This window comes from Vreelandella alkaliphila (assembly GCF_016107625.1).
GTDB lineage: Bacteria > Pseudomonadota > Gammaproteobacteria > Pseudomonadales > Halomonadaceae > Vreelandella > Vreelandella alkaliphila.
Window position 1 is genome coordinate 1 of record NZ_JABASV010000007.1, and the last position, 23,335, is coordinate 23,335.

The following is a 23,335-nucleotide window of genomic DNA, read 5'->3' on the forward strand; positions in this document are numbered from 1 at the left end:
CCTAGATACCTTTAGTATAGGGCCTGGAGGTGTCTATGAAACCTGGGGCGATTCAACAGGCACCCCGAAGTAGTCGTGTTGAATACTGGCGCCACCCAATTATGGGTATAGAAGACATACTGAATACCCATCGGGCGGCTCCTGATGCGACCATCATTGCAGTGCATATGGAGATGCCGTGAACCATGTGACGCTGAGCCGTAACGAGCTGGCTGACTACGTGCAGGATGAGGGGCTTAAGAAAAAGCGGGACTGTGCTGAATGGTGGGTAACCGAGCCTAAGCGAACGTGCTAGGAAATACAGCAAGGCGCTAAGTTTGGAAATGCTACCTAATTTTAATTAACTTATAAAAAGTTAATGAAACTGGCGTTTTTAAAGCAGGCTTATCAAGCCTGCTCGAATTCTAATCGCTAATAATTTAGTAGGCGCCTTCGCTGTAGGTCAGTTCGTAGCTATGGCTATAGATTTCCACAATATTTCCGAATGGATCTTCCATGTAAATCATGCGATAGGGCTTCTCACCTGGATAGTAGTAGCGTGGCTTTTTCATGCGCCGCTTACCACCAGCGGCTACGATACGGTCAACAAGTTCTTCCAAATTGGGGTCTTGCACAGAGAAGTGAAAGACGCCGGTTTTCCAGTATTCAAAGTTATCCTCCGGGTTGGTCTGATTCTTGAACTGAAAAAGCTCGATACCTATCCGGTCTCCGGTAGATAGATGTGCGATTCTGAAGCTTTCCCACCCGGCTCCGAAGACATCCGTGCACATCTCTCCGATGGCGCTATCGTCCTCTTTGATCTCGGTGGGTTCCATGATCAGATACCAGCCCATCACTTCGGTGTAGAACTGTACGGCTCGCTCAAGATCCGGTACAGAAATACCGATGTGTGAGAAACTTCTTGGGTAAACGTTGGGCATTGCCTGTCCTCCTCTGGTGTGACTGATAGTAGGTTACAGAACGCCTTTAATTACTTAAAATTATCATTTTTGATTGTGATAATTATGGATAGTGATGATAAACACCACCTGGTTAACTACCTTTTGCACCCTCGTTGATGTAGGACATTTCACCCGTACGGCCGAACGTCTCCACATGACTCAGTCAGGGGTGAGCCAGCATGTGCGTAAGTTGGAAGAGCAACTTGGTGTTGAGTTGCTAATCCGGGAGGGGAAGAAATTCTCACTCTCGCAGGCAGGCGAAAGGCTATACATCGAAGCGCAGAACATTCTGCAGGCGTTATCGAGTTTGGAGCAGGCAGTCCAAGAAGATTCGCCTTACGAAGGGGTAGTTCGGGTGATGTCACCCGGGAGTGTTGGGCTTAAGCTATATCCACGCTTATTGGCGCTGCAGAGTAAGTATCCAAAACTCATAATTGATTACCGCTTTGCACCCAACTCCGACGTAGAAACCGCCATCGCCGAATCTTCTGTGGATATTGGCTTCATGACGTCAAAATCTACCCTGGCCGAGGTCAGTTGCAAGCCTATCGCGGAAGAATCATTGTTATTGGTGACCCCTGAGACCATTGAGGAGCCATCTTGGGAGACGTTGATGGCCCTCGGTTTTATTGACCATCCTGATGGAAGTCACCACGCCAACCTGCTGCTTAGCAAAAATTATCCTGAGTTCCAGCACAGTCATCAGTTTCTAAGAAAGGGGTACTCAAACCAGATCGGGTTGATTCTGGAGCCTGTCAGCATCGGGCTGGGGTTTACAGCATTACCGGCTCATGCGGTTGAGGCGTTTCACAAGCCCGAACAAATAAAGGCTCACCGACTTCCTAACCCGGTGAGTGAGACACTATACCTTTGCGTCCAGCGTCACCGGGGACATCAGAAGAGAATTGAAACGGTAATAGCGGAAGCTAGATGCTGGCTCTGAGTCCGATTGATATTTAACAAAGCATTGCAGCGAACAAGCCACTGAGTATGGCATTACATTAGAAGTATCCGAAAGTTCGCTTTTACCCGGATACTGACCAAAGCGACTGGTAACAAACTTATTAAATCACCCGAAACCTCTGCACCATGCAGCAAGTCCCCTATATGAAAAACTTCAACATCAAAGTACTAACCCCTGAGAATTGGACGTTGTACAAGTCCGCTAGGCTGGAATCGCTCAAGGATTCCCCTGACTCGTTTGGTGCCACTTACGAGCAGGAATCTGTATTGTCGGATGCTGATTGGCGGGCGCGCTTAGATCTTAGCGCACGGGGGCTTGTGGCTTTTCCGTTAGTGGCCGAGCAGGGGGGCTGGGCGGTAGGGCTTGCTTGGGGTGTGGTACATGCGCCAGAGGTGGAAACCGCTCACATCTACCAAATGTGGGTTTCGCCTGCGGCAAGAGGGAAAGGCATCGCCAAGGCGCTTCTGGGTGAAATTAAAACCTGGGCGATAGATAAAGAGTGCGATTGTCTCGCGCTTGACGTTACAACCAGCAATGAGGCAGCAGTTTGCTTGTATCGGTCGTCTGGATTTATGGCGAAGGGGCAGCCGATGCCGCTTAGGAGTGATTCATTTCTTATGATGCAGCCTATGGTGAGGGCGTTACGTAGTTTTGGCTAAGTAACCGCTCAATAATATTTCGGACGCAAACTATGCGCCCGAAACAGGCTCGTTACTAAGCAGCTTCGTGAGTTCCTAGCATACTACGGCGGCGCTATCGCCAACCTGCTGCTTAACTTTCTCTACGATATACGCCCCAATGGGAATAGCAGACGTCGCCGCAGGCGAGGGTGCGTTACACACGTTGACAGTACGCGGCGTGTTGACGAACAGGAAGTCATCGACCAGCTTGCCATCGTTGGACACCGCCTGGGCGCGCACGCCAGCCGGGTAAGGCTCAAGATCTGCCAGTGTTAAGCTTGGGCAGTACTTACGCACTTGCTGAAGGTAGCCTTTTTTATAGAGTGAGTTCTTAAACTCGGAAAGCCCTGGACGCAAGTTGTCTTTCAGCACTTGGCGGATGCCGCGGTGGCGCAGCATGGCGAGCGTGTCGGAAAACGAGATGTCGGTCTTTCGATAGCCTTCACGTTTCCAGGCCAGCACCGCGTTGGGGCCGACCGTTACGCTGCCGTCAATCATGCGCGTCAGGTGAACGCCAAGAAACGGCATCGAAGGGTCAGGAATCGGGTAGATCAGGTGATTAACGATTTGATTGTGCTGCGTGGGCAGGCGGAAGTACTCGCCGCGGAACGGGCAGATGGTGAAGTCTGGCTCGATACCCAGCATGCGTACCACTCGGTCTGCCATCAGGCCAGAGCAGGACACCATATAGCGGGTAGAGAAATCACCCTGGCTGGTGGATACCACTACCTCATTGGTTTGCTCACTTAAGCCGGTGACTGACGTGGTGTAGCGGATCTCACCGCCAGCGGCTTCGAAGTCGCGGCCCATGGCGGCAGCCACTTCAGCATAATTGACGATACCGCTGGAGGGGACAAAGATACCGCCGACGCCGGTGATGTTAGGCTCACGTTCGTTCAGTTCTTCTGCCGTCAGCCAATACCGCTCCAAGCCATTAGCCTCCGTGCGCTCCCACAGTGCTTTCATACGCTGGAGTTCGAGGTCATTCGTGGCGACCAGCAGCTTGCCGCATTCGTCGTAGGCAATGCTATGTTCGTCACAAAACGCTTTGGTGGCGAGGTTGCCCTCTAAACAAAAACGCGCCTTTAAGCTGCCAGGCGTGTAGTAAACCCCCGCATGAATCACGCCACTATTGTGGCCTGTTTGATGGCGGGCTGGGCCATCCTCTTTCTCAACCAGCAGCATCTTCTTGTCAGGATAGGCACGGATAAGCTGCATGGCAGTCGACAGCCCAAGAATGCCGCCCCCGATAATAATGTAGTCGTACATAGGCGTCTCGGTAGCCAAGGGAAAATGGCCACCGTCATGGCGGTGGCCAGCTTATTCTAAATAATTATACCTGACGCGGCTGACGTAGTGTTTTGGCATGGGTGAAATAGCCACGCTGACGCATCAACTCACGACGCAGATCAGGGTGCGGAGTGAAGCGATCACGCCCATGCAGCCAGAAGTGATTGTTAATCAGCAGGAAGCTACCGGTAGCAACCGGAATCGATAACTGATGTTGGCTACCTTCCAGTGAATCAGACAGATCAGCTAGCCAGTTACCTTCTTCAAAGTTCTTCGGCTGAACAAATTGGTCAATATAGGCCATGATCGGGCGACCCTCGGTATCCACATCGAACACGGGGTGGTAGATGTCGCGATCAACATTCTTACTGGGCGGCGCGGTCCAGCGCATGTCACGACGCGCCAGTGGGTGGGAGTAGAAACTGTCTAACCCTTCCCAGTCATCGAGGTGCAACAGTAACGAGTTGCCGCCTTGCATGTTCTGTTCGTCAACTTTCATCATCAGCACGTAGTCGGTGTCCTGCTCCACGAATGTGCCGTCGTTATGCAGCTCCATCACGCGGTGCGGCTGACGTAGGTAACTGTCTGAGTTATCGACGTTCTTCACCACAAACCGCGCATAGTACTGGCCGCTCATGGCATCGTAATTTGAGCGTCCCATTAGGTGAGACACTGCCGTGGCGAATATCACCATGTCGTCGGCCTGCTCAACCTGATCCAGCCCCTCTGGCGTCACCAGAAACGCCCCTGTATCCCGATCCACCATGGTTTCGATCAACACCGGCTGTAAGGTGTTCTTACACAGGTCATCAAGAATCTTGGCCACTCGAAAACGCAGGAAAGACTTATATTCCAGTGCCTGAACCGGCCATTCCGACACGGCGTCAAGAAACGCTTTCACTGTTTCCTTAGGGAAGCTCAGTTGCAGTAAGCGGTCCGACTGCGGTGAGCGGCCAAGGGTGAAACCATGATGCTGCTGTGCGGGGATAGTGGCTGGAGCGTTCATTGGACGCCTCTCTTTAGCAAAAGGGTGAAAAAGAACTGAATCAAACAGAGAACCTACGCTTAAAAAATATCTACATTTTTATATTTCGTCAACGTTTTATGTTTATTTAGTTAAAAATAGTGCGAGAACGACCGTCAGGGGCGATCATATCGTCAAAGTAATGAGGGGGCTCAGGGGGACTAATGGGGGACTCCAGCTTATTGCGGCTTATGCTAACTTAGTCGTTATCACGTCTAAGGTGCTGTCCCATGTCTATCGAAATTTGGTTTGCCTTTGCGCTTGCATCCGTGGCCTTGCTCGCTATTCCTGGGCCGACGATTTTGACGGTTGTCAGCTACTCCATCGCCCAAGGCCGACGCGCTAATATTCCGCTTGTCGCTGCGGTTGCTCTAGGCGATTCCACGGCGCTGGTTTTTTCGCTACTTGGCTTGGGAGCTGTGTTGGCCGCTTCGGCGTTTTGGTTCACCGTTATCAAATGGATTGGCGGTTTATACCTGCTCTATATGGGTATAAAGCTTTTGCGTGCCGGGATATCGTCGGTTCAGCCGGTAACGCCTGTGGTATCAGGGTCGCGCTGGAAGCTGTTCACCAATACCTATTTGGTAACGGCACTGAACCCCAAGGGCATCATCTTCTTCGTCGCTTTTTTGCCGCAATTTGTTAGCCCGGGCGCTAATGCGGGGCAGCAGTTGTGGATTTTGGCAGTCACGTTCGTGGCGTTAGCGACACTCAATGCCACGCTTTACGCGGTGTTTGCCTCATCCGTGCGCAAGATGCTTGCCTCACGCCGCGCCCAGCGCCGTTTCAATATTGTCGGCGGAACGTTACTTTCTTCGGCAGGTGTGTGGGCATTGCTGGCCAAACGACCTGCATAATAAGCGGCCTGCGTAATAGGCGTTTGGTGAATTTAGGCTGGCAGGAAACCACCGGAATTAACCATGATCAGGGATGCCGGCATTCACAATAAGTGGCGGCATCACGCGCCTGTCCATGGTGAGACCAAAGCTAGATGACTAATTTCTAATGACGGCAGCACTTATTATCTGCTGGCTTTGAGGCTAAGTGGATTTTGATATTTGCAGGTTGTTGAATAAAAGTAAGCGGAGTCGGTTACTGCGATTAGACACCTTGCTAGAAGTCCGTTTTCGACCGAGGCTGTGTGAAAACGTAGTGGCCGCTATACTTTGCCAAGGTCCCCAGAGGAAATGGTGATGAAGCGATTCGTGGTAGGCGAGGCCCGAGACCAAAGCACGTTATTCCCTACGCTTTTGGACGACTTCATCGCCGAGGATAACCCGGTTCGTGCCCTTGAGGCATTTGTTGAGGGGCTCGACCTTAAAGATATGGGCTTCAAAGGTGTTGATCCGCACGCTACCGGGAGACCGGCTTATCATCCGGCTGTTCTTCTGAAGCTCTACATCTATGGTTATCTCAATCGTATTCAATCAAGCCGCCGATTAGAGCGCGAGACCCAGCGTAATGTCGAGCTAATGTGGCTGACTGAGCGTTTAACTCCCGATTTCAAGACGATTGCCGATTTTCGAAAGGACAATGGCGATGCCATCCGCCGCGTGTGTCGAGAGTTTATCTTGCTTTGCCGGCGACTGGAGCTGTTCTCCCAAGCCATCGTGGCCATCGATGGCAGCAAGTTCAAAGCCGTCAACAACCGTAATCGCAATTTCACAGCGACCAAGATGAAGCGTCGCCTTGAGCAGATCGAAGAAAGCTTCAACCGATATCTCAGTTAGCTAGATACAGCCGATCACACGGAGCCCGCCCTGGCCGAGGCCAAGACGAAACACTTAAAGGAGAAAATTATAAAGCTGAAGGAAGAAACGGCACGATTACAATCTGTTGAGGAACAGCGGCTGCAATCTCCGGATCAGCAAGTATCTTTGACGGATCCAGATGCTAGGTCGATGGCCACCAGTGGCAGAGGCACCGGGACAGTAGGCTACAACGTGCAGACAGCAGTCGACAGTCAGCACCATTTGATTGTGGCTCATGAGGTGACCAACGTCGGGCATGACCGTGGGCAGCTCTTCAATATGGCGAAGCAAGCTCGGGAAGCCACTGGAATCAAGGAGCTGAAGGTCGTAGCTGACAGAGGCTACTTCAAAGGTGAAGAAATTCTCGCCTGCCATAAAGAAGGGATAACGACCTATCTCCCCAAGCCGATGACATCTCCAAACCAGGCAAAGGGCTTTTTCCCAAGAGACGCATTCCGATACTTTCCTGAAAGCAATGAATATTCCTGTCCTGCTGGTCAGCTGCTGATATGGCGATATGAAACGATAGAAAAGGGAATGAAGCTACATACTTACTGGAGCTCAGCATGTGCAAGCTGCGCTATGAAAGAAAAATGCACGACTGGCAAGCAACGACGGATCAGACGCTGGGAGCATGAAGATGTGCTTGAATCCGCACAGTCACGTCTCGATTGGAATCCAGAGGTGATGCGTCTAAGGCGACAAACCGTGGAGCATCCGTTCGGCACGCTAAAGGCGTGGATGGGTGCGACACACTTCGCGACAAAGCGTTTTAGAAATGTGGGCACGGAAATGAGTCTTCATGTGCTGGCGTACAACTTGAAGCGCGTCATAAAGATTTTGGGAGTCAATGAGATAATGAGGGCTACGAGGGCGTAACAGCCCTTTTTTCTCTTTATTTTAGGGCTGTGATAGCGACTGTAGCTGGTTTCTGATAGCTCAATGATCTTCAACATCAGTGGTCGGCAATTATAGGAGCCAAGGCTAAGATGAGGCTAACGGGCAGCTGAAGGCAAAGGTTCTTGAGTCGGGCCAGATTTTTCTGTTTTCACACGGCCAGGACCCTGAGCGGACGCTCAGAGGAATTGAATATTCACAGGGGACTTTAGCTCGCGATGCGAGTTTTTCTGGTGACGGTTATAATATAAGTGCGCATATTTCTGGAAAAGTATGCTGTGAGTGTTGGTAAAACAATGGTTTATAAAATGGCGTTGTATGCTTATGCGCCATCCTGAAAAACTGGTCATAAAGTTAACGCGCATGCGCATTACTCTAGCGAGCCCTTACGAGAAAAAATAGTATGTATCCTTTTGTATCAGTAGGTTAGAGATCTTTTGGCAAGATGAGGCTTCCCAGAAAAACGCGCATGCGCATGAATAAAACTGTTAAATTTTCAATCAGGTTTAGTGATGAATATTGAGATCGTAGAAAAAGCAGATCACCTTAAGCTGATAGAAGTCTGGGAAGCGTCGGTCAGGGCAACGCATGATTTTCTGGCTGAAGATGATCTACAGGAGTTAAAGCCGTTAATTCTGGAGCAGTATTTTGACGCAGTTGATTTAAGGTGCGCTAAAAACGGTAACGGTGAAATTCAGGGATTCTGTGGAGTACATGACGGTAATGTTGAGATGTTGTTCATCTCACCTGATGCACGCGGAAAAGGCATTGGTGCCATGTTGGCGGCCCATGCTATCAAAAAGCAGGGAGCATCAAAGGTCGATGTAAACGAGCAGAATGAACAGGCGGTAGGTTTTTATCAGCATATTGGCTTTAAAGTGGCAGATCGGTCACCAGTCGATGGTCAGGGTAAGCCTTTTCCGCTATTGCATATGGCACTATAAAAATTTAACAAGGCCAGGCACGGCGACGTCTTTTCCGTTGCGGCTTCGCCTTCACTACAAAGTCGCGCGTGCTGGCGGCGTTAAATTTCCTTGGAGTTCGTGAGAATGTCCGAATGGGATGAAGATATCGCGGCGCTAGATATGAGCGACGTAGAGAAAAATGGCCTGCAGGTTTATCGAAACTATACGAAGGCGTTCGAAAGGGAACAGGCAAAAAAATTTGCCGCCGAAGTTAACTCCGAATACCACGATGTTTCGAGACTGGAAAAGGTATGTGATGCAATAGCGTCTGATGATGAACGGCTTATTCCGGTAATAGCTTGCGCATTCGCTGATGAAGCTCTTGATGAGATGTACAAACGTGAAATACCCAAGGGTGTCCCAGGAGGCAGAGATAGCCTCTTCTCTGGCTATGGGCCATTCTCAAGTCTGTCTAAAAGAATACAAGTTGCCTGCGCCTTTGGATGGATGAGTGAAGATATACTCAAGGATATGGATTCGCTGAGAAAGGTTAGGAATAAATTCTCTCACTTATGGGACCATGAATCGCTGTTAGGCTACGCCGAAAAAGCCCCCACCTCTGATATCACTCCCGTGGAAATGATGTTTAAGGAACATGAAGAGCGATTGCTTTTGTCCGGTGTTGAGAATTTAGACGGCCTTGGCCGTCTTCGAATCCGGACAATTTGGCTTCTGGGCAGGCTATATTATGAGGCGCTACTATATCCCCTAGCCATAAAACAACGGCTGCAACCTTATGTGGTCCTCTACGGAGAGCATCAACCAAAGCTATTGTCACAGGTTTCTGGGGTGTGTAGTGAATACACTCGGCAAGTACTTAGGGCAAAATTTTAACAAGGCCAGGCCAGGCCAGGCCAGGCCAGGCCAGGCACGGCGACGGCTTTTTCGTTGCGGCTTCGCCTTCACTACTAAGCCGCGCGTGCTGGCGGCGTTATGTTGTAAATCTAGAATCGAGGACGTATGAGTACATCTTTAGAACAACAAATGAATGAAATTAATGAGGATTTTTGCTTCATACATGATCTTCTTGAAGAAGCGAAAGTAAATCCAACGACAGACTACGAAAAGGTTAACCTTACTTATTTTCAAATGTTTTCAACTCATTATGAGTCGTTCTACATTCTACTAAGATCTAATCACTTTAGTTCTGGCATCTTACTTATGAGGAGCATGCTGGAGTTATATGTAAAAAGCTTTTATTTAGAGTTTATTGCAAAGAACAAAAGCGAAGAAGTGATGGATTATCTTGATGTAAAAATAAAGTACCCTAGTTTTTTTGCCATGGTTAAAGAATTAGGTGAGTTCGAATCTACTTCTGGAGACACTTTCGATAACTTTTTCTCTCAACTTACCAAAAGCCAATTGGCTAGTTACGAAAAGTTCTCTTTTTTTAGTCACGGTAGTGGAGAGTATGTAAAAGCTTTCTACAAGAATGGAAAGATTAGTTTTACTAGCGAACAGATTTCCGATGTAATAGAAACAGCGAAAGGAATGTTTCTAACTTTTGCTATGTTGCTATTTGCTGTTCAAGGAAAAAATGATCAGCTAGGGAAGGTGTTGGAAAAATTCAATTTCGCTGAAACTAAAAAATAACAATCGCAATCAGCCGGAAATATTTTCCATTCCTTGTTTTGCGGTTTTCGCTACGCTACCGTAAAACAATCCACTACAAATATTCCGCTGTTGCGGGCGTTAGACCGCTATATCTGAGTCATCTAAAAGACCGCTTCTGGCCGGGTAACGACGGCCCGAAATAGGCCGTCGTTTATCCTCATCAAACTTCTGTCTGTTCTGCCATTTCCAACGCATCATCTACCTCTATCCCTAGATACCTGACGGTGCTTTCCAGGTTCGTGTGTCCCAGGAGCAGTTGCACTGCCCTCAAGTTTTTCGTGCGGCGGTATATCAGCGAAGCTTTTGTACGACGCATCGTGTGCGTGCCATAAATTGATGCATCTAGACCTATTTCGGTAACCCAGGCTTTCACAATACGGGCATATTGCCGCGTTGAGAGATGCTTTGCGCTATTGATTCGACTGGGAAACAAGAAGTCCCCGCTCCCGAGCTGAGCAAGCTGTATCCAGTCGATAATAGCGATGCGAGTTTGCTCGGTAATTTCGAATTGGACAGGTCGATGTGTCTTTTGCTGCATCACAATGGCTCTTGGGGATATGCACGTACCATGGGCTATATCCCGTATTCGTAAATTGACGAGGTCGCAGCCTCGTAATTTGCTATCGATGGCTAAATTGAAGAGGGCGAGGTCTCTCGTCTTTTGGGCAAGCTGTAGGCGAACACGGATGGCCCAGATATCTCGAAGACGCAGAGGCGCCTTCTGCCCAACCAACTTGCCTTTATTCCAAGGTGTGGGTGTACAGGAGATTTCTGTCGAGACGTTCATGGCATTTTCCTCCATCGGGTGGAGGTCAAAGAATGGCTCAATACAAGCTCGACATGTGCTAAGGTTAATTTACAGTCGGGGGTCGACCCTGAGCGGACCCTTCTGGACGTTCAGTTAAGCTCAAGCTCTTAAACAAAAGCGGACATTCGAGCCATAAATCGTTTAGGCGTGGTTCACGAGATACTTCGTCACTGCCAATTTCCCGCGTTTTCACTATGAACCGGTCGGATCCCGGATGAGAGATGGATGAAAGAGTGGTTCTGTGATGACTATCATGTGTTTCTGATTATACTGGTCGCATGAAGCATTCTGAGATCGGCTTGCATATACGAACCTACGAGGACGAGGGAAAAAGCCACTCCCACGACCATCATCAACTGGTATTGCCCTTGGTGGGAACGTTATCTCTTTCGGTAGATGCCATCGAAGGGGAAGTGGCTCAGCAGCGAGCGGCAATTATTCCCGCGGGAATTGGCCATGGGTATGCTGCGACCGACGATAACCGGTTTTTGGTTGCAGACGTGCCCGAAGGCTTGGCCCCGGCGCTGGACAAACTACCTTGTTTCGTAAACTTGGATCCAGCATTGCTCCACTACGTCCAGTTCCTTCACGCACAGCTCCATAATGGGACTGAGTCGGATTTTACCCAGCATCAAATGCTACTCCTGCTGATTCAGTTGCTTCAAGAACGCCATGGAAGTCAGCTGAAGCTGGACCGCAGAGTCCACGCCGCGAAACAATTTCTGGACGAACACTTCAACCGACCGCTGTCCTTGGCCGAGGCGGCTGCCGTGGCATATCTGAGCATTCGGCAGTTGAACGATCTGTTTCGGCGCCAGGTCGGCATGACGCCGCATCAATACCTCACAGAGTTACGAATGAAAGAAGCTTGGCGGCTTTTGGAGCAGTCGGGGCTCAGCGTCCAGCGAGTTGCCGACGCTGTCGGCTATTCATCGTTATCGGCCTTTAGCGACCGGTTCAGAACCCACTTTGGCAAAGCGCCCAGCCACTTCCGCCGTATTTCGAAATAGTTCCGCCAGGATTTGAAAGTTCTTCTCCTTCGTACTGGATACCCTTCTGAAATCATTCACACGTGAGAATTTCGGGAGGGGTTCATGGCATCCGTTAACGCCGCAACCTGGATCGGGTCGATTTCCGTTCTGTTATGGGGCACTTTGGCATTGCTGACCAAGCTTTCTGGTGGCGAGATTCCAGAGTTCCAGCTCATGGCCATGACCTTCGGCATCGCTTTCCTGTTGATGGGCGGCCGTTGGGTCTTTTCGGGACATTCCGGTGCGCATTATTTACGGCAATCGCCGCTTGCATGGTGTATCGGCATCGTTGGTTTGTTCGGTTATCACTTTGCCTACTTCAAGGCCATGACACTGGCCCCGGCCGTTGAAGTCAGCCTGCTGGCTTACCTCTGGCCGCTGCTGATCGTCCTGCTTTCGGCCTTCCTGCCGGGCGAGAAACTACGAGCTCAGTACATCGTTGGGGCCCTGGTTGCCCTGGCAGGTTGTTGGTTGTTGATCAGCCGTAATGCCGACGGATTTGCCTGGGAGAACCTGCCGGGTTACCTGGTGGCTCTGTCCTGTGCTCTGATCTGGTCATCTTATTCCGTTCTCAGTAGACTGGTTCGCTCGGTACCGACCGATGCAGTGGGCTGGTTCTGCGGTGTTACGGCCATTCTGGCGTTGATTTGCCACCTTTTGTGGGAGGAAACGGTATGGCCAGAAAGCGTACTTCAATGGATTGGCGTGGTCGGACTGGGCCTCGGACCGGTGGGCGTAGCATTCTTCACCTGGGACCATGGTGTAAAACACGGAAACATCTAGTTACTGGGAACCCTGGCATACAGTGCGCCACTCATTTCAGTAATCCTTTTGATCCTTGCCGGATTCGGCGAGGCTACGGTTGCGGTGTTGAGTGCCAGCATTCTGATCGTCATTGGTTCTTTGATCGCGGGTCGTGCGAAAAGCCGGACGGTCGCCGAGCCAGAATTGTTAACAGACTAACTACTTCGAAGGAGCAGTGAGATGATTACTTGGGACGATTTCGAGGAGGTTGAACTGCGGATCGGGACCATCATTGACGTGACGGATTTTCCCGAGGCGCGCAAACCTGCTTATAAATTGCGAGTGGATTTCGGGTCGGACATTGGTATTCGTAAATCGAGTGCACAGCTTACGGACCTATATGGCAAGGAGGATCTCATCGGCAAGCAGGTTCTTGCCGTCACCAATTTCCCGCCCAAACAGATCGGACCTTTTTTGTCGGAGTGTCTGGTCACTGGCGTGCAGACGGAGAAGGGCGCAGTTACCTTGGTAAGACCGGACGCGCAGGTGGATAACGGGGAACGCTTGTTCTGAGTTTTGGCGGCTTACACATCACAGGCCAACCGGTATTCGAGTCCAAGTGAGGGTGATGCATGGGACAAAGTCTCTTGTGCTGGCAATGGTGAGCGGAAAGCTCACCGTTGCAGCGCTCCAATGCACTTCCCTCCGATTCGCGGCTCCAAATTAGCCGCAAAGCTCCGCGTAATCGTCAAATCCAAATGTCCGCTTTGCGACCGCTACCCAGGACCTCAGCTAAACAAAAAGCGAACATAAAGCAATCAGCGACCACGCAGAAGATTTAACGTACGTGGCCGCTGCTCACCGCAGATTCTACTGATCCCAGGTCGGAGCAAAGTCCGGATCTGCTATTCGATGATTACTATCCAACGTTGCTATTTCAGACAGTTCCTTGTCAGATAAAACCAATTCCATCCCCTTCAGATTCGATGCCAGGTGCGCTCGTTTGGTAGATGAGGGAATCGCCACAATATCCCTTTGTCTTAACCAGGCAAGCACTACTTCTGGGATTCTTGCGTTGTGGCTTTCAGCAATTCTGTGCAGGGTCTCGTCTTCCAGAACTTTGCCGACTGCCAATGGCATGAAACCTGTTACCTCAATGCCATTTCGTTGGCAGAACTCGACTACCGCATCATTCTGTAGGAAAGGATGGACCTCCACCTGGTTAGTCAAAATCTCGCCCTTTCCGGCAATGCCGATAGCACGTCTGATCTGTTCGATGGTGAAGTTGGAGATTCCGATCTCTCTCGCAAGACCCTGTTTCTTGGCTTCGACCAGCTTGGCGATGTACTCCTGCATCGGGACTTCCTCATCCGGCGATGGCCAGTGGATCAGCAATAAATCAACGTAGTTTGTCCTCAATTTGGTGAGGCTCTCGCGCACACAGGGAATGAACTTGTCACGTGCCAAATTCTCGTACCAAACCTTGGTGGTGATGAACAGCTCCGACCGATCAATGCCGGAGGCAGAAAGCAGGTCCCCGATTTCACCTTCATTTTCGTAAATCTGAGCCGTGTCGATGTGACGGTAACCCAGATCAAGCGCTTCGGTGACAGCAGACTTCAGGTCGTCGCCTTTCAGGCGGAAGGTGCCAAGACCGGGATTTGGAATAGCAGTTGTCATGGTTTACTCCCCATTTGCAAAGTGATGGACGTCGATGACCGTCTTAAGTGGGCGATCCTGAGTTGTGAGTTCTTCCAGCGCGTCAGGAAGTGTTGCCATATCTTCGGTGTGAGGTTCTGGGGCTCGCAGGTTTTCATGGGCCACCATGGTGAGAAGGTCCTCTCCGGCTTGGCGGAATTGAGCCCATTGGCGATCAGTGCCAACGCGAAACAGTGCGTTCAGAGCGACTTCGTGCAGAGAGATGGCCTTATCAAACGCTGGCACCGGCGGTGTTTTCAGACGATCCTGAATACAAACTAGGTGGCCATTGGCTTCAATCCAGTCGGCCATCGACGAAGCATGCTGGGCGTTCACGGTGTCAAACACGGCGAAAAACTGGGTTTTAAGCGAATGGGTGTCCCAGGCGACCACGCTTTCGGCTCCCAACTGACGAAGCGTCTTGTGATGGCGTGGCGAAGCCATGGCTGTCACGCGGTAATTCCGCTGCGCGGCCAGCTGAATCAGAAAGCGTCCAACCATGCCCCCAGCTCCTGTAATCAGGACATTGGCTTCCGGTTGACGCGGGACTTTTTCGATCGCCTGCCAGGCCGTCATCAATGGGCAGGGCAGAGAAGCTGCCAGTAACAGCGGCAGGGTGTCCGGAACTTTCAATAGAGCCCTGTTATCGACCACGGTGTGGCTGGCAAAGCTGCCGTCCCGGCATAGATCCTGGTGGTAGGCCACCCTTTGTCCGGGTACAAGGCCCTTCACGTTTTCGCCCAATCTGAGCACAGTGCCTGCGCCGTCAACGCCGGGTACGTGACCGATATTCCAATTCGCCGGCCAGTTCCGGATCATTTTCCAATCAACCGGGTTCAGGCCGATGTATTCATTCCGGATGACCACATCTTCCGGGCCTGGGGTCGGTGTAGAATTCAGATTCTTCCGTTGAAGGGCGATGGCGGGTCTGTCTTTTCCCACCACGCCCCAAGCTATTGGTCTCTCAGTTTGTTTCATGAAACACTCCCAGAACATCTTGGGCAACGAGTCGTAGTGACTCATCCACCTGCGCCTGATTACGCCGGAAATGAAGTCCAACGTGGTTCACGCCAGCACTCTGCATTTCCTCCAGCTCCCGGACCAGGCCATCCCGCCCGGTTTGAAGACCGAAGCGATGACGTTTACGGGGCGCCTTGGGATCGTTGAGGTAGTCCAAGTGAATAAAGGACACATAGGGCTTGTCACCGGCGACGTTGCGCCACAGGTTGACGCGATGAACGTGCTCCTCCGGCGTTCCCGGATATGCCAGCCAGCCACTCATATGCTGACCGATCCATTCCGGCGACTGCTGTGATAACCCGGCAGATAACAGCGGGGGTGTTCGAGTATCGGGTAGGATCGCTTGGCCTGGTGACAATCGCGAATCCTGTTTGCCGGTCAAGATCTCCACACTGTGCCGGAAGGCTTGTCCACGATTTTCATAGTCCGCACCAAACAATGGGTATTCCGAGGGACGGTCTCCGCTTGCTACGCCGAGCATCAATCGGTCATGACTCAGTGCCTGAACCGAGGCCGCGGATTTGCGCACGATCCATGGGCTGCGCAGCGGTAGAACGACGGCCGCCGTGCCAAGCAGAATGTTCCGGGTTACTCCCGACAGGAATCCAAGATACACCAGTGGATCGAATACCTGGGCGGCATCGCCGAACGACGGGTCGTATAGGGGAACATCTCGAATCCACAGTGCCCGGAATCCCAGTTCATCGGCCAGTCTGGCCAGCGATTGATGCTCGCTGAGATTCGGCACACCAAAAGGTCGCTTGTCCAGCATCCGTTGGCGCTGGCCTTCCTGAGTCCAATCATTATCCAAGGGCAATTCAAGGCCAACGGTCAATGGCCCTGAAGTCAACTTTGAAATGGTCATAACAAACCTCTTTGGGCCTCCCTCTCGGGAGGCCTTTCACGTCTTATGCGGTTGCTGTCTGACGATTGTCCAACGAGGCTGAAAGCCGTGTCAGGAGAAGCGCACTGAGAACGATGACGCCACCTATCCAGGGCGTATTCATCAACCCCATGTCTTCGACAACATGGCCGCCAAGCCATGCGCCACCTGCAATGCCGATGTTGAATGCAGCGATGTTCAAGCCGGATGCAACATCGACAGAGTGCGGGGTATAACGCTCGGCCAGTTGCACGACATAGACCTGCAAGCCAGGCACATTACCGAACGCGAAGGCCCCCCAAACCAGTAGCGTGATGACGGCTGCGATGGGGTTGTAGGCGCTGAACGTGAGTGCAAACAGGATGACCGCGAGGCCGCCAAAGATGATGTACAGGGCTGAGGTCGGCCCAAGGCGGTCTGCTAACTTGCCTCCCCAGATGTTGCCGGTTGCTACGGACACGCCATAAACCAGCAGCAAGATACTAACGATGCCAGAAGCAAACCCGGTGACGTCCTCCAGAATGGGCGTGAGGTAAGTGAATGCGGTAAAGGTGCCGCCATAGCCGACTGCGGTCATTGCGTACACGAGCAGCAGTCTGGGATGTGTAATGACCTCAAGCTGTTGGCGTAGTGTCGCTGGAGCAGATTGCTTCAGGTTTTTGGGCACAAGCAAGGCGCTGCCGACCAGAGCGATTGCGCCAAGCGCAGCCACGGTCAGGAAGGTTGCGCGCCAGCCAAAGGTCTGCCCGATAAACGTGCCCAGAGGGACGCCTGTAACCAGAGCCACCGTCAGCCCGGTAAACATGATGGCTATTGCGCTGGCCTCCTTGTCTTTTGAAACAAGACTGGTCGCAATCGTTGAGCCAATTGAGAAGAACACACCGTGGGCGAGCCCCGTCAGGATTCGAGCGGTCATCAGAGAGGCGTAATTCGGGGCCATCCAGGCAAGTACATTACCGATGATGAAAAGACTCATCAGGGACAGCAGAACCCACTTCCGATTCCAGCGTCCTGTGAGTGCAGTCAGGACAGGCGCGCCAACGGCGACACCAAGGGCATACAAGCTGACCAAGAGGCCAGCTGAAGGCAGGGTAACGCCCAAATCTTGGGCGATGGTCGGGACCAGACCGACAATCACGAATTCGGTGGTCCCGATTGCAAAGGCGCTTAATGTCAGCGCAAATAATGCAATAGGCATAACGGTTCTCCATTGGAGTTGATTGACGCTGCCTAGTGTCCTCTTTCATACTTTTGCGATAAACAACACTTTAAGAAAAATACTTTTGCGGATAGTGAAAATGAAAAGCCGGTCGGATGATCTCTTTTTTCTGCTCTCAGTGGTGGACAGTGGCAGCTTCAGTGGCGCAGCGGAGCAGCTGGAGGTGTCCGTGACTCGGGTTTCCCGAGCGGTTACACGATTAGAGGCGTCCTTGAACACCACACTTTTGAATCGAACGACTCGAAAAGTGGCGCTGACAGAGGAAGGACATTTGTTTGTAGAGAAGGTGCGGGGTGGTTTGGCCGCGCTTGAGGAAGCTGAGGAGCAGTTAGCTATTCGCAAGCAACGGCCAGCCGGACGGTTAAGAGTGGATGCCGCAAATCCGTTCCTGTTACATCAGATCGTTCCGCACGTGCGCGAATTCAGGGAGGCCTATCCGGACATTGAGCTCGAACTGACGGCCAGTGACCAGATCGTGGATCTCTTGGAACGCCGGATCGACATCGCAATACGGATCGGCCCACTGGATGACTCAACTTTGCACGCCCGGGTACTCGGTCGTTCTCCACTGTCAGTAGTTGCATCACCGGAGTATCTGAAACGTAAAGGTGATTGTGACTCGCCTGCCGACCTCCAAGAACACGACATCATTGGCTTTACCGCTCCTGAGTCGTTGAATATTTGGCATCTGGGCGAGGGAATGAGGATGAGGCCGACGATTCGAGCGAGTAGTGGTGAAGCTGTTCGCCAACTTTGCCTGCAAGGCAATGGAATAGCCTATCTCTCTCGTTTCATGATTGCCGAGGATCTCGGGAAGGGAAGCTTGGTGGAAATGCTAGATGATTACCTTGCCCGCCCAAACCCGAGAGAGTTGGTCAACGCGGTTTACTACCGAAACACCACGTTGGCGTCACGTATTCAAGTGTTCCTGGATTTCTTTACTCATCGTTGGCGAAGTCTTTGAGGGACTTTTCAGCCGAGTAAGTCGACGGGAATCGCTTGCGCTGGGGCATGCCATCGAAGGTTCGCTTTGCGACCTCAGCATGCTTAAGCTCCCGGAATCTCGGCGACAAAAAAGGTCCACTTTTGGCCGATAGCGGCCAAGCCAACTTTGGTGATGCAGAGTTGCATATCCGAGAATCATGGCACTGAATGCATCTGTTGCCAGGGAGAGAATTGCTTAGCCTTTGCTGTTTAGGTGCGTTGTTATTATCTGTATCAACCTGATGGTCGAGAGGAAATTGAACTGACGCCTGATAGCGCCATCGAAGGAAATATCAGATAAATATCGGCTTTTGCTGACAAGCTATTACTACCCGTTCTTGCAGGATGGGGTCTTCGCGGAGAACTTTATGGACTACGAACATGCAATTGTGAAATTCGAAGAGGGGATTGGCACCCTGTTCTGCAACGGCTGCGGCATTATCATCGCTGAGGGTACCCCGCATGAGGATAGAGAGCACTACTGTACCATGTGCATGAGCGGCAATTGTAAAGCAAAATTTAAGGACGGAAACTGACATTTCCAGACCGCCACGCTCCGCGTTTTAGGGAAGGGGGCGTGGAATAGATGTTGTGAACATCATTAATCTGAAAACTCTTTAACATCCGCTCCTGGCCAGTTTCAGGCCTTCGATCAATCTGGTGAAGTGCATGATGTGCGTTAAGCTAAAAACGTTACGTTTCTAAGCTAAGTGGGCATGATGTTTTACCATCTTCTGAGCCTGACTAGTCGGCTCTCGTTTAAAGCTGTTTAGATTGCTAGGGGGCAAGTGTGGACGAACCATTACGCGAGTTGCTAACTGAGTTAGAGCAATTTGGCCAGGAAAACGATGCTGCCATTGCTGATCGCCCGCATCGTATGCTGAATATCACCCGTGATACGGGGGAGTTTCTTTCAGTACTTACCCAAACCACGGATGCAAAACGAGTGCTGGAGATTGGTACCTCTAATGGCTATTCCACGTTGTGGTTTGCCCAGGCAGCTCAGAAGATTTCCGGGCACGTCACGACAGTAGAGCTTTCCGAATACAAGTTCGATCTGGCCGCCACGAATTTTGAGCGCTCGGGGCTTTCTGACTACATTACCCTGCTGCAATGTAATGCTGGCAAGTTGCTGGAAAGCGTAGACGATTCTTCATTCGATCTGCTCTTTCTCGATTCTAACCGTTCTGAGTATGTGCAGTGGTGGCCGAATATTAAGCGGGTCTTGAGAGAAGGTGGGCTTCTTGTGGTGGATAACGCCACTTCTCATGCCGATGAAATGGCTAGTTTTATGGCGCTGGTGTTGGCAGATCCAGAATTCACCACATGTACCGTCCCTGTTGGTAAGGGGGAGTTTCTGGCAACGCGCTGTTTTGGTTTTTCCGCCTGACGAGGTGGTGCTGGCGCTCAATGATCGCAATGAGTGGGAAGTGCCCGCTAGGCGTATTGAGATAATTGGGGCAGTTAATTCAAATGCTAAATTGGTATGTGTTGAATGGTCGCTCCTAGCCGAACCATGAACTTTCCTTCATATTAACAATGGATCAGTTAAAGACCCGCTAGCGTTCATATGTTAGCCATCATAGTAGCGATAGCCCTTAAGCGAGAGGAATGCACCAATGACAGGGACTACTAAACCATCAACGATTGAACTGTTGAGCGACAACCGTGTAAAGGTGATCTTAGCCATCGCCATTATTGCGGTGGTCTGGGCTATCGTTGCGCACACCATTGCAGGGTCGCGACAAGACAGTAAGGAAGCGCTCGAAGCGCGCTTGGCCGAAACTGAGCGAGAGCATCAGCAGATTCAGGCGCAGATGTCTGAGGTCGAAGCCGCAGAGCTTGATCTAGCAACCTTACAGCAGAGAATGAACGCGCTAGAGGTTGAGCAAGCCGAAGCTGAAGCCGAGCTTGCTTCAACGCGAGCGGATATTGCCAATGCTGAAGACGATTTGACCACTTTACGGGGTGAGCGTGAAACCCGCGATGAAGAGTTAGATGCCCTCAATGAGCAGATAGATGAAAGGCAGAGCCTTCTTGAAGAGCTGAATGAGGCATATGCTGAGATCGAAGCTGAGAAAAATGAGGCTGAAGCCGCCCGAGATGCTGCGCAGCAGTCTCGAGAAGATGCAGATAAGGCCCGTAGACAGGCTGAAGAAGACCTTGAAGCACTCAACGCTGAGACTGAAGAGGCCAATGCCCAGCTCGCCGTGCTCAGTGAACAGGTAAGTGACTTAGAAAAAACGCGTGATGCGCTTACCATTGAAATCACTTCGCTCAGAGTGATACGCGACGAAGCGCAAACGCCCTAACAAGTTAGGCGCTATAACACCTCCTCCTCGCCGCGCATCAAGTTAAACGATCTCCCCGCTTATTAAACGGGGAGGTCGTCGACGGTATCCACCACTGCGGCATACAGATCTCGCGTTGACGCTAACGCCCCCTCATGAACCGCTTGAGCTGATAACATCTTGCCTTGGTCAGCTTGAAGCGAGCGGGTAGCTGTCGCGCTGGCAACTACTGTTACTTCAAACCCAAGGTTGAATGCACCGTGAGCAGTGGAGTTGACGCACATATGGGTCATGAAACCAGCCAGCACCAGTTTGTTGCAGCCGATCTCTTTTAACTGAGCTTCAAGGTCGGTTTGCACGAAGGAGTTGGGAAACGCTTTAGTGATAACCGGCTCGCCGTCTATCGGCTTCACTATATCCGCGATCTGTCCAATGGGCGCATTAATATCGTAAGGCGATCCTTCCCCGCTATTATGCTGAATATGAATGATCGGAGTACCAGCCTCGCGCGCTTTTTCAAGGAGTTTTTTGGCTTCTACCAGGGCTTCTTCCACGCCTTCTAACTGCATGACGCCTTCCCGGTAGGTATTTTGGCAATCGATAAGGATTAATGCAGACTCAGAAAGTTTGCTAGGGGTGAGCTCAAGCCCTGAAAGTTCACGTAGTGTGACAGGTGTGGTCATTAATAACTCCTTGATGCTATTGATTGTTGTTTAAAAAAAAGAGAGTGGCGTCAGTGTAATAACGACAGGCTTATGGCCACAGTCGATGATACAGGTCACAGCGTACATGGGTTCGTTATTCAATATCGGCTAATTTAATTAGCCATTTGTCGATAGGGAGGTTGATCACTTTTTGAGGATGACGTGGATGACTATGTCTCAACAAACGTTACTCTTGCTTCTGGCGGATTCGGTACTGGTTCTCCATGTGCTGTTTGTGGCGTTTGTTGTCGTCGGCTTGTTAGCCATCTACGCAGGGTATTTCCTGCAATGGCGGTGGGTGCGACATCGGACATTCCGGGTCATTCATCTGTGTGCCATTGGTTATGTGGTCGTGCAGGCGTGGTTTGGCATCGTTTGCCCATTAACTACGTGGGAAATGGCGCTACGAGCCAAGGCTGGGGTGGGCACTTATGCGGGCTCTTTTGTTCAATACTGGTTGCAGAGCCTGCTCTATTTCACGTTGCCGGAATGGGTATTTATCGTGGTTTATACCCTGTTTGGGAGCTTGGTGCTGGCTAGCTGGTTTGTTGTGCGGCCAAATGCGCGCTTTCGTTAGTTTTTTCAGATCCTGATATCTTCGAACCCGGCTAACCAAGTGCTATGCATTGGTGGGGCCTGCTGCGCTAATGGCAGGGAAGCTTGTCGCTCAATGTTTGGTGATATATGATTCGTATATGTTTCATATTCGTTTTGTATGTTTTGAGAGGGCGCTATGGGGATCGTGAAAATTAATGATCAGTTACACGAAGACGTGCGCAAGGCTAGTTCGGTGATGGTGCGTTCCATCAATGCGCAGGCTGAATATTGGATAAAAGTAGGTATGCTTGCGGAGGCTAATCCGGGCATGACCTTCTCTGAAATTATGCGTGACCAAATGCAGCAAGCCGATGTCGATTTAAGGAAGGTGATTGGTGGCTAAGGTAACGCTGAAAAGTGCAGAGGAACTGCGCGTAATGCGCGAGGCTGGGCGGCTACTGGCATCAGTTTTCAGTTATCTCGATAAACAAATAGTGCCCGGCATCTCCACGATGGATATTAATCATTGGGCCGAGCGTTATATCGTTGACCAGTTACAGGCTCGTCCTGCCAGCAAGGGGCAGTATGGCTATCAGTATGTGTTGAACGCGTCAGTTAACCATGTGGTTTGTCATGGCATTCCATCTGAAACGCAAAAACTTAAGTCAGGCGATATTGTTAATGTCGATATTACCTTAGAGAAGGGCGGGTTTATCGCAGATTCAAGCAAGATGTACCTTCTTGGAGATGTAAAGCCCTATGCCAAGCGGCTGGTCGATAAAACCTACGAGTCCATGTGGCAAGGGATACAAGCGGTTAAGCCTGGCGCAACATTAGGTGATGTAGGTTACGCGATTCAGCAGTATGCCGAAAAACAGGGCTACTCTATCGTTCGTGAGTATTGTGGGCATGGAATTGGCCGAGAAATGCACGAAGAGCCCCAGGTGTTGCATTATGGGAGGAAGGGCAAAGGGCTTGTTTTACAAGAGGGTATGGTATTTACCATAGAACCGATGGTTAACCAGGGGAAAGCCAAGATAAAAACCAAGAAAGATGGCTGGACAGTGGTTACCAGTGACAAGAAGTTGTCTGCACAGTGGGAGCACACGATTGCGGTCACCTCATCCGGTTTTGAAGTGTTAACACTTCGCGACGATGAAACCATCCCTACGCCTATTAACCAATAACTCTTCGCCATTCGCCATTCACCACCGTATTTCATCCTCTCAAATCCCTTCTGGCGAAGCATATCAGGTGCGTTAAGCTGAAAACGTAGGTGCTATTAGGTAC

At 50.9% G+C, this 23,335-nt stretch carries 26 protein-coding genes and 1 pseudogene; 18 read left to right on the plus strand and 9 right to left on the minus strand.

Annotation, left to right across the window (positions count from 1 at the left end):
• Positions 1–35 precede the first annotated feature (35 nt).
• Positions 36–182 carry a hypothetical protein gene (locus JFC11_RS11660; protein ID WP_198349570.1) on the plus strand — a complete coding sequence of 49 codons (147 nt, stop codon included), beginning with the start codon at positions 36–38 and terminating at the stop codon, positions 180–182.
• Between the two features lie 237 nt (positions 183–419).
• Here JFC11_RS11660 and JFC11_RS11665 read toward each other — a convergent pair whose 3' ends face one another.
• The gene (locus JFC11_RS11665) at positions 420–920 is read right to left on the minus strand and encodes a lactoylglutathione lyase family protein (RefSeq protein ID WP_198349571.1); all 501 of its coding nucleotides are present in this window, start codon (positions 918–920) and stop codon (positions 420–422) included.
• A gap of 94 nt (positions 921–1,014) precedes the next feature.
• Here JFC11_RS11665 and JFC11_RS11670 point away from each other — a divergent pair, with 94 nt between their 5' ends.
• Together JFC11_RS11670 and JFC11_RS11675 are read left to right on the plus strand one after the other, a co-directional pair.
• Positions 1,015–1,884, plus strand: a complete 870-nt coding sequence (locus tag JFC11_RS11670; protein ID WP_198349572.1) for a LysR family transcriptional regulator — start codon at positions 1,015–1,017, stop codon at positions 1,882–1,884.
• Between the two features lie 164 nt (positions 1,885–2,048).
• Positions 2,049–2,564 carry a GNAT family N-acetyltransferase gene (locus JFC11_RS11675; protein WP_198349573.1) on the plus strand — a complete coding sequence of 172 codons (516 nt, stop codon included), beginning with the start codon at positions 2,049–2,051 and terminating at the stop codon, positions 2,562–2,564.
• A 75-nt stretch (positions 2,565–2,639) separates the two neighbouring features.
• On the opposite strand, the gene lhgO is transcribed toward JFC11_RS11675, so the two are convergent.
• The gene (gene lhgO, locus JFC11_RS11680; protein WP_198349574.1) at positions 2,640–3,854 is read right to left on the minus strand and encodes an L-2-hydroxyglutarate oxidase; all 1,215 of its coding nucleotides are present in this window, start codon (positions 3,852–3,854) and stop codon (positions 2,640–2,642) included.
• A gap of 64 nt (positions 3,855–3,918) precedes the next feature.
• Positions 3,919–4,881, minus strand: a complete 963-nt coding sequence (gene glaH, locus JFC11_RS11685) for a glutarate dioxygenase GlaH (RefSeq protein ID WP_198349575.1) — start codon at positions 4,879–4,881, stop codon at positions 3,919–3,921.
• A 248-nt stretch (positions 4,882–5,129) separates the two neighbouring features.
• On the opposite strand from glaH, the gene JFC11_RS11690 reads away from it, so the two are divergent.
• From JFC11_RS11690 to JFC11_RS11710, 5 genes and pseudogenes are all read left to right on the plus strand, one after another.
• Entirely contained in the window at positions 5,130–5,756 is a 627-nt protein-coding gene (locus JFC11_RS11690) for a LysE family translocator (protein ID WP_198349576.1), read from the plus strand.
• A gap of 336 nt (positions 5,757–6,092) precedes the next feature.
• Positions 6,093–7,529, plus strand: a pseudogene (locus JFC11_RS11695) (IS1182 family transposase).
• 530 nt (positions 7,530–8,059) lie between these two features.
• On the plus strand, positions 8,060–8,491 hold the full coding sequence (locus tag JFC11_RS11700) for an acetyltransferase (protein WP_198349577.1): 432 nt from the start codon (positions 8,060–8,062) through the stop codon (positions 8,489–8,491).
• A gap of 105 nt (positions 8,492–8,596) precedes the next feature.
• Positions 8,597–9,346: a hypothetical protein gene (locus JFC11_RS11705; RefSeq protein WP_198349578.1), complete on the plus strand. Its 750-nt coding sequence runs from the start codon at positions 8,597–8,599 to the stop codon at positions 9,344–9,346.
• A 126-nt stretch (positions 9,347–9,472) separates the two neighbouring features.
• Complete coding sequence (locus JFC11_RS11710; protein ID WP_198349579.1) at positions 9,473–10,105, plus strand: DUF6988 family protein; 633 nt, start codon at positions 9,473–9,475, stop codon at positions 10,103–10,105.
• Between the two features lie 181 nt (positions 10,106–10,286).
• Here the strand turns inward: JFC11_RS11710 and JFC11_RS11715 are convergent, their stop codons facing one another.
• Positions 10,287–10,913: a tyrosine-type recombinase/integrase gene (locus tag JFC11_RS11715; RefSeq protein ID WP_198349580.1), complete on the minus strand. Its 627-nt coding sequence runs from the start codon at positions 10,911–10,913 to the stop codon at positions 10,287–10,289.
• A 299-nt stretch (positions 10,914–11,212) separates the two neighbouring features.
• Between JFC11_RS11715 and JFC11_RS11720 the strand changes: the two genes are divergently transcribed.
• The 3 genes from JFC11_RS11720 to JFC11_RS11730 all read left to right on the plus strand — a co-directional run bounded on the left by JFC11_RS11720 (position 11,213) and on the right by JFC11_RS11730 (position 13,282).
• Entirely contained in the window at positions 11,213–11,944 is a 732-nt protein-coding gene (locus tag JFC11_RS11720) for an AraC family transcriptional regulator (protein WP_198349581.1), read from the plus strand.
• Positions 11,945–12,028: 84 nt separating this feature from the next.
• The gene (gene yddG, locus JFC11_RS11725; RefSeq protein ID WP_319618604.1) at positions 12,029–12,748 is read left to right on the plus strand and encodes an aromatic amino acid exporter YddG; all 720 of its coding nucleotides are present in this window, start codon (positions 12,029–12,031) and stop codon (positions 12,746–12,748) included.
• 201 nt (positions 12,749–12,949) lie between these two features.
• Positions 12,950–13,282, plus strand: coding sequence for a tRNA-binding protein (locus tag JFC11_RS11730; protein ID WP_198349582.1), 333 nt, complete (start codon positions 12,950–12,952; stop codon positions 13,280–13,282).
• 297 nt (positions 13,283–13,579) lie between these two features.
• Here JFC11_RS11730 and dkgB read toward each other — a convergent pair whose 3' ends face one another.
• Genes dkgB through JFC11_RS11750 form a run of 4 tightly spaced genes read right to left on the minus strand, consistent with a single transcriptional unit; the run spans position 13,580 to position 17,508 of the window.
• Entirely contained in the window at positions 13,580–14,389 is an 810-nt protein-coding gene (dkgB, locus tag JFC11_RS11735) for a 2,5-didehydrogluconate reductase DkgB (protein WP_198349583.1), read from the minus strand.
• 3 nt (positions 14,390–14,392) lie between these two features.
• A complete protein-coding gene (locus JFC11_RS11740) occupies positions 14,393–15,430 on the minus strand; it encodes an alcohol dehydrogenase catalytic domain-containing protein (RefSeq protein ID WP_332838106.1) in 1,038 nt (345 codons plus the stop codon).
• The gene (locus JFC11_RS11745) at positions 15,372–16,292 is read right to left on the minus strand and encodes a TIGR03571 family LLM class oxidoreductase (RefSeq protein WP_198349585.1); all 921 of its coding nucleotides are present in this window, start codon (positions 16,290–16,292) and stop codon (positions 15,372–15,374) included. The genes JFC11_RS11740 and JFC11_RS11745 overlap by 59 nt, the downstream gene beginning before the upstream one ends.
• A 43-nt stretch (positions 16,293–16,335) precedes the next feature.
• Positions 16,336–17,508 (minus strand): MFS transporter, encoded by a 1,173-nt coding sequence (locus JFC11_RS11750; protein WP_198349586.1) that lies wholly within the window; start codon positions 17,506–17,508, stop codon positions 16,336–16,338.
• Between the two features lie 22 nt (positions 17,509–17,530).
• Between JFC11_RS11750 and JFC11_RS11755 the strand changes: the two genes are divergently transcribed.
• The 4 genes from JFC11_RS11755 to JFC11_RS11770 all read left to right on the plus strand — a co-directional run bounded on the left by JFC11_RS11755 (position 17,531) and on the right by JFC11_RS11770 (position 20,825).
• Positions 17,531–18,493, plus strand: coding sequence for a LysR family transcriptional regulator (locus JFC11_RS11755; RefSeq protein ID WP_479694291.1), 963 nt, complete (start codon positions 17,531–17,533; stop codon positions 18,491–18,493).
• Between the two features lie 388 nt (positions 18,494–18,881).
• The gene (locus JFC11_RS11760) at positions 18,882–19,049 is read left to right on the plus strand and encodes a hypothetical protein (RefSeq protein ID WP_198349587.1); all 168 of its coding nucleotides are present in this window, start codon (positions 18,882–18,884) and stop codon (positions 19,047–19,049) included.
• A 254-nt stretch (positions 19,050–19,303) separates the two neighbouring features.
• Positions 19,304–19,903, plus strand: coding sequence for an O-methyltransferase (locus JFC11_RS11765; RefSeq protein ID WP_198349588.1), 600 nt, complete (start codon positions 19,304–19,306; stop codon positions 19,901–19,903).
• Between the two features lie 229 nt (positions 19,904–20,132).
• Positions 20,133–20,825: a hypothetical protein gene (locus JFC11_RS11770; RefSeq protein WP_198349589.1), complete on the plus strand. Its 693-nt coding sequence runs from the start codon at positions 20,133–20,135 to the stop codon at positions 20,823–20,825.
• A 62-nt stretch (positions 20,826–20,887) separates the two neighbouring features.
• Here the strand turns inward: JFC11_RS11770 and JFC11_RS11775 are convergent, their stop codons facing one another.
• Positions 20,888–21,487 carry a cysteine hydrolase family protein gene (locus JFC11_RS11775; RefSeq protein WP_120386837.1) on the minus strand — a complete coding sequence of 200 codons (600 nt, stop codon included), beginning with the start codon at positions 21,485–21,487 and terminating at the stop codon, positions 20,888–20,890.
• Between the two features lie 187 nt (positions 21,488–21,674).
• Here JFC11_RS11775 and JFC11_RS11780 point away from each other — a divergent pair, with 187 nt between their 5' ends.
• From JFC11_RS11780 to map, 3 genes are all read left to right on the plus strand, one after another.
• Positions 21,675–22,085 carry a DUF2784 domain-containing protein gene (locus JFC11_RS11780; protein ID WP_198349590.1) on the plus strand — a complete coding sequence of 137 codons (411 nt, stop codon included), beginning with the start codon at positions 21,675–21,677 and terminating at the stop codon, positions 22,083–22,085.
• Between the two features lie 156 nt (positions 22,086–22,241).
• A complete protein-coding gene (locus JFC11_RS11785) occupies positions 22,242–22,448 on the plus strand; it encodes a ParD-like family protein (RefSeq protein ID WP_038485042.1) in 207 nt (68 codons plus the stop codon).
• The gene (gene map / locus JFC11_RS11790; RefSeq protein ID WP_198349591.1) at positions 22,441–23,232 is read left to right on the plus strand and encodes a type I methionyl aminopeptidase; all 792 of its coding nucleotides are present in this window, start codon (positions 22,441–22,443) and stop codon (positions 23,230–23,232) included. Before JFC11_RS11785 ends, map begins: the two co-directional genes overlap by 8 nt.
• Positions 23,233–23,335: the final 103 nt, after the last annotated feature.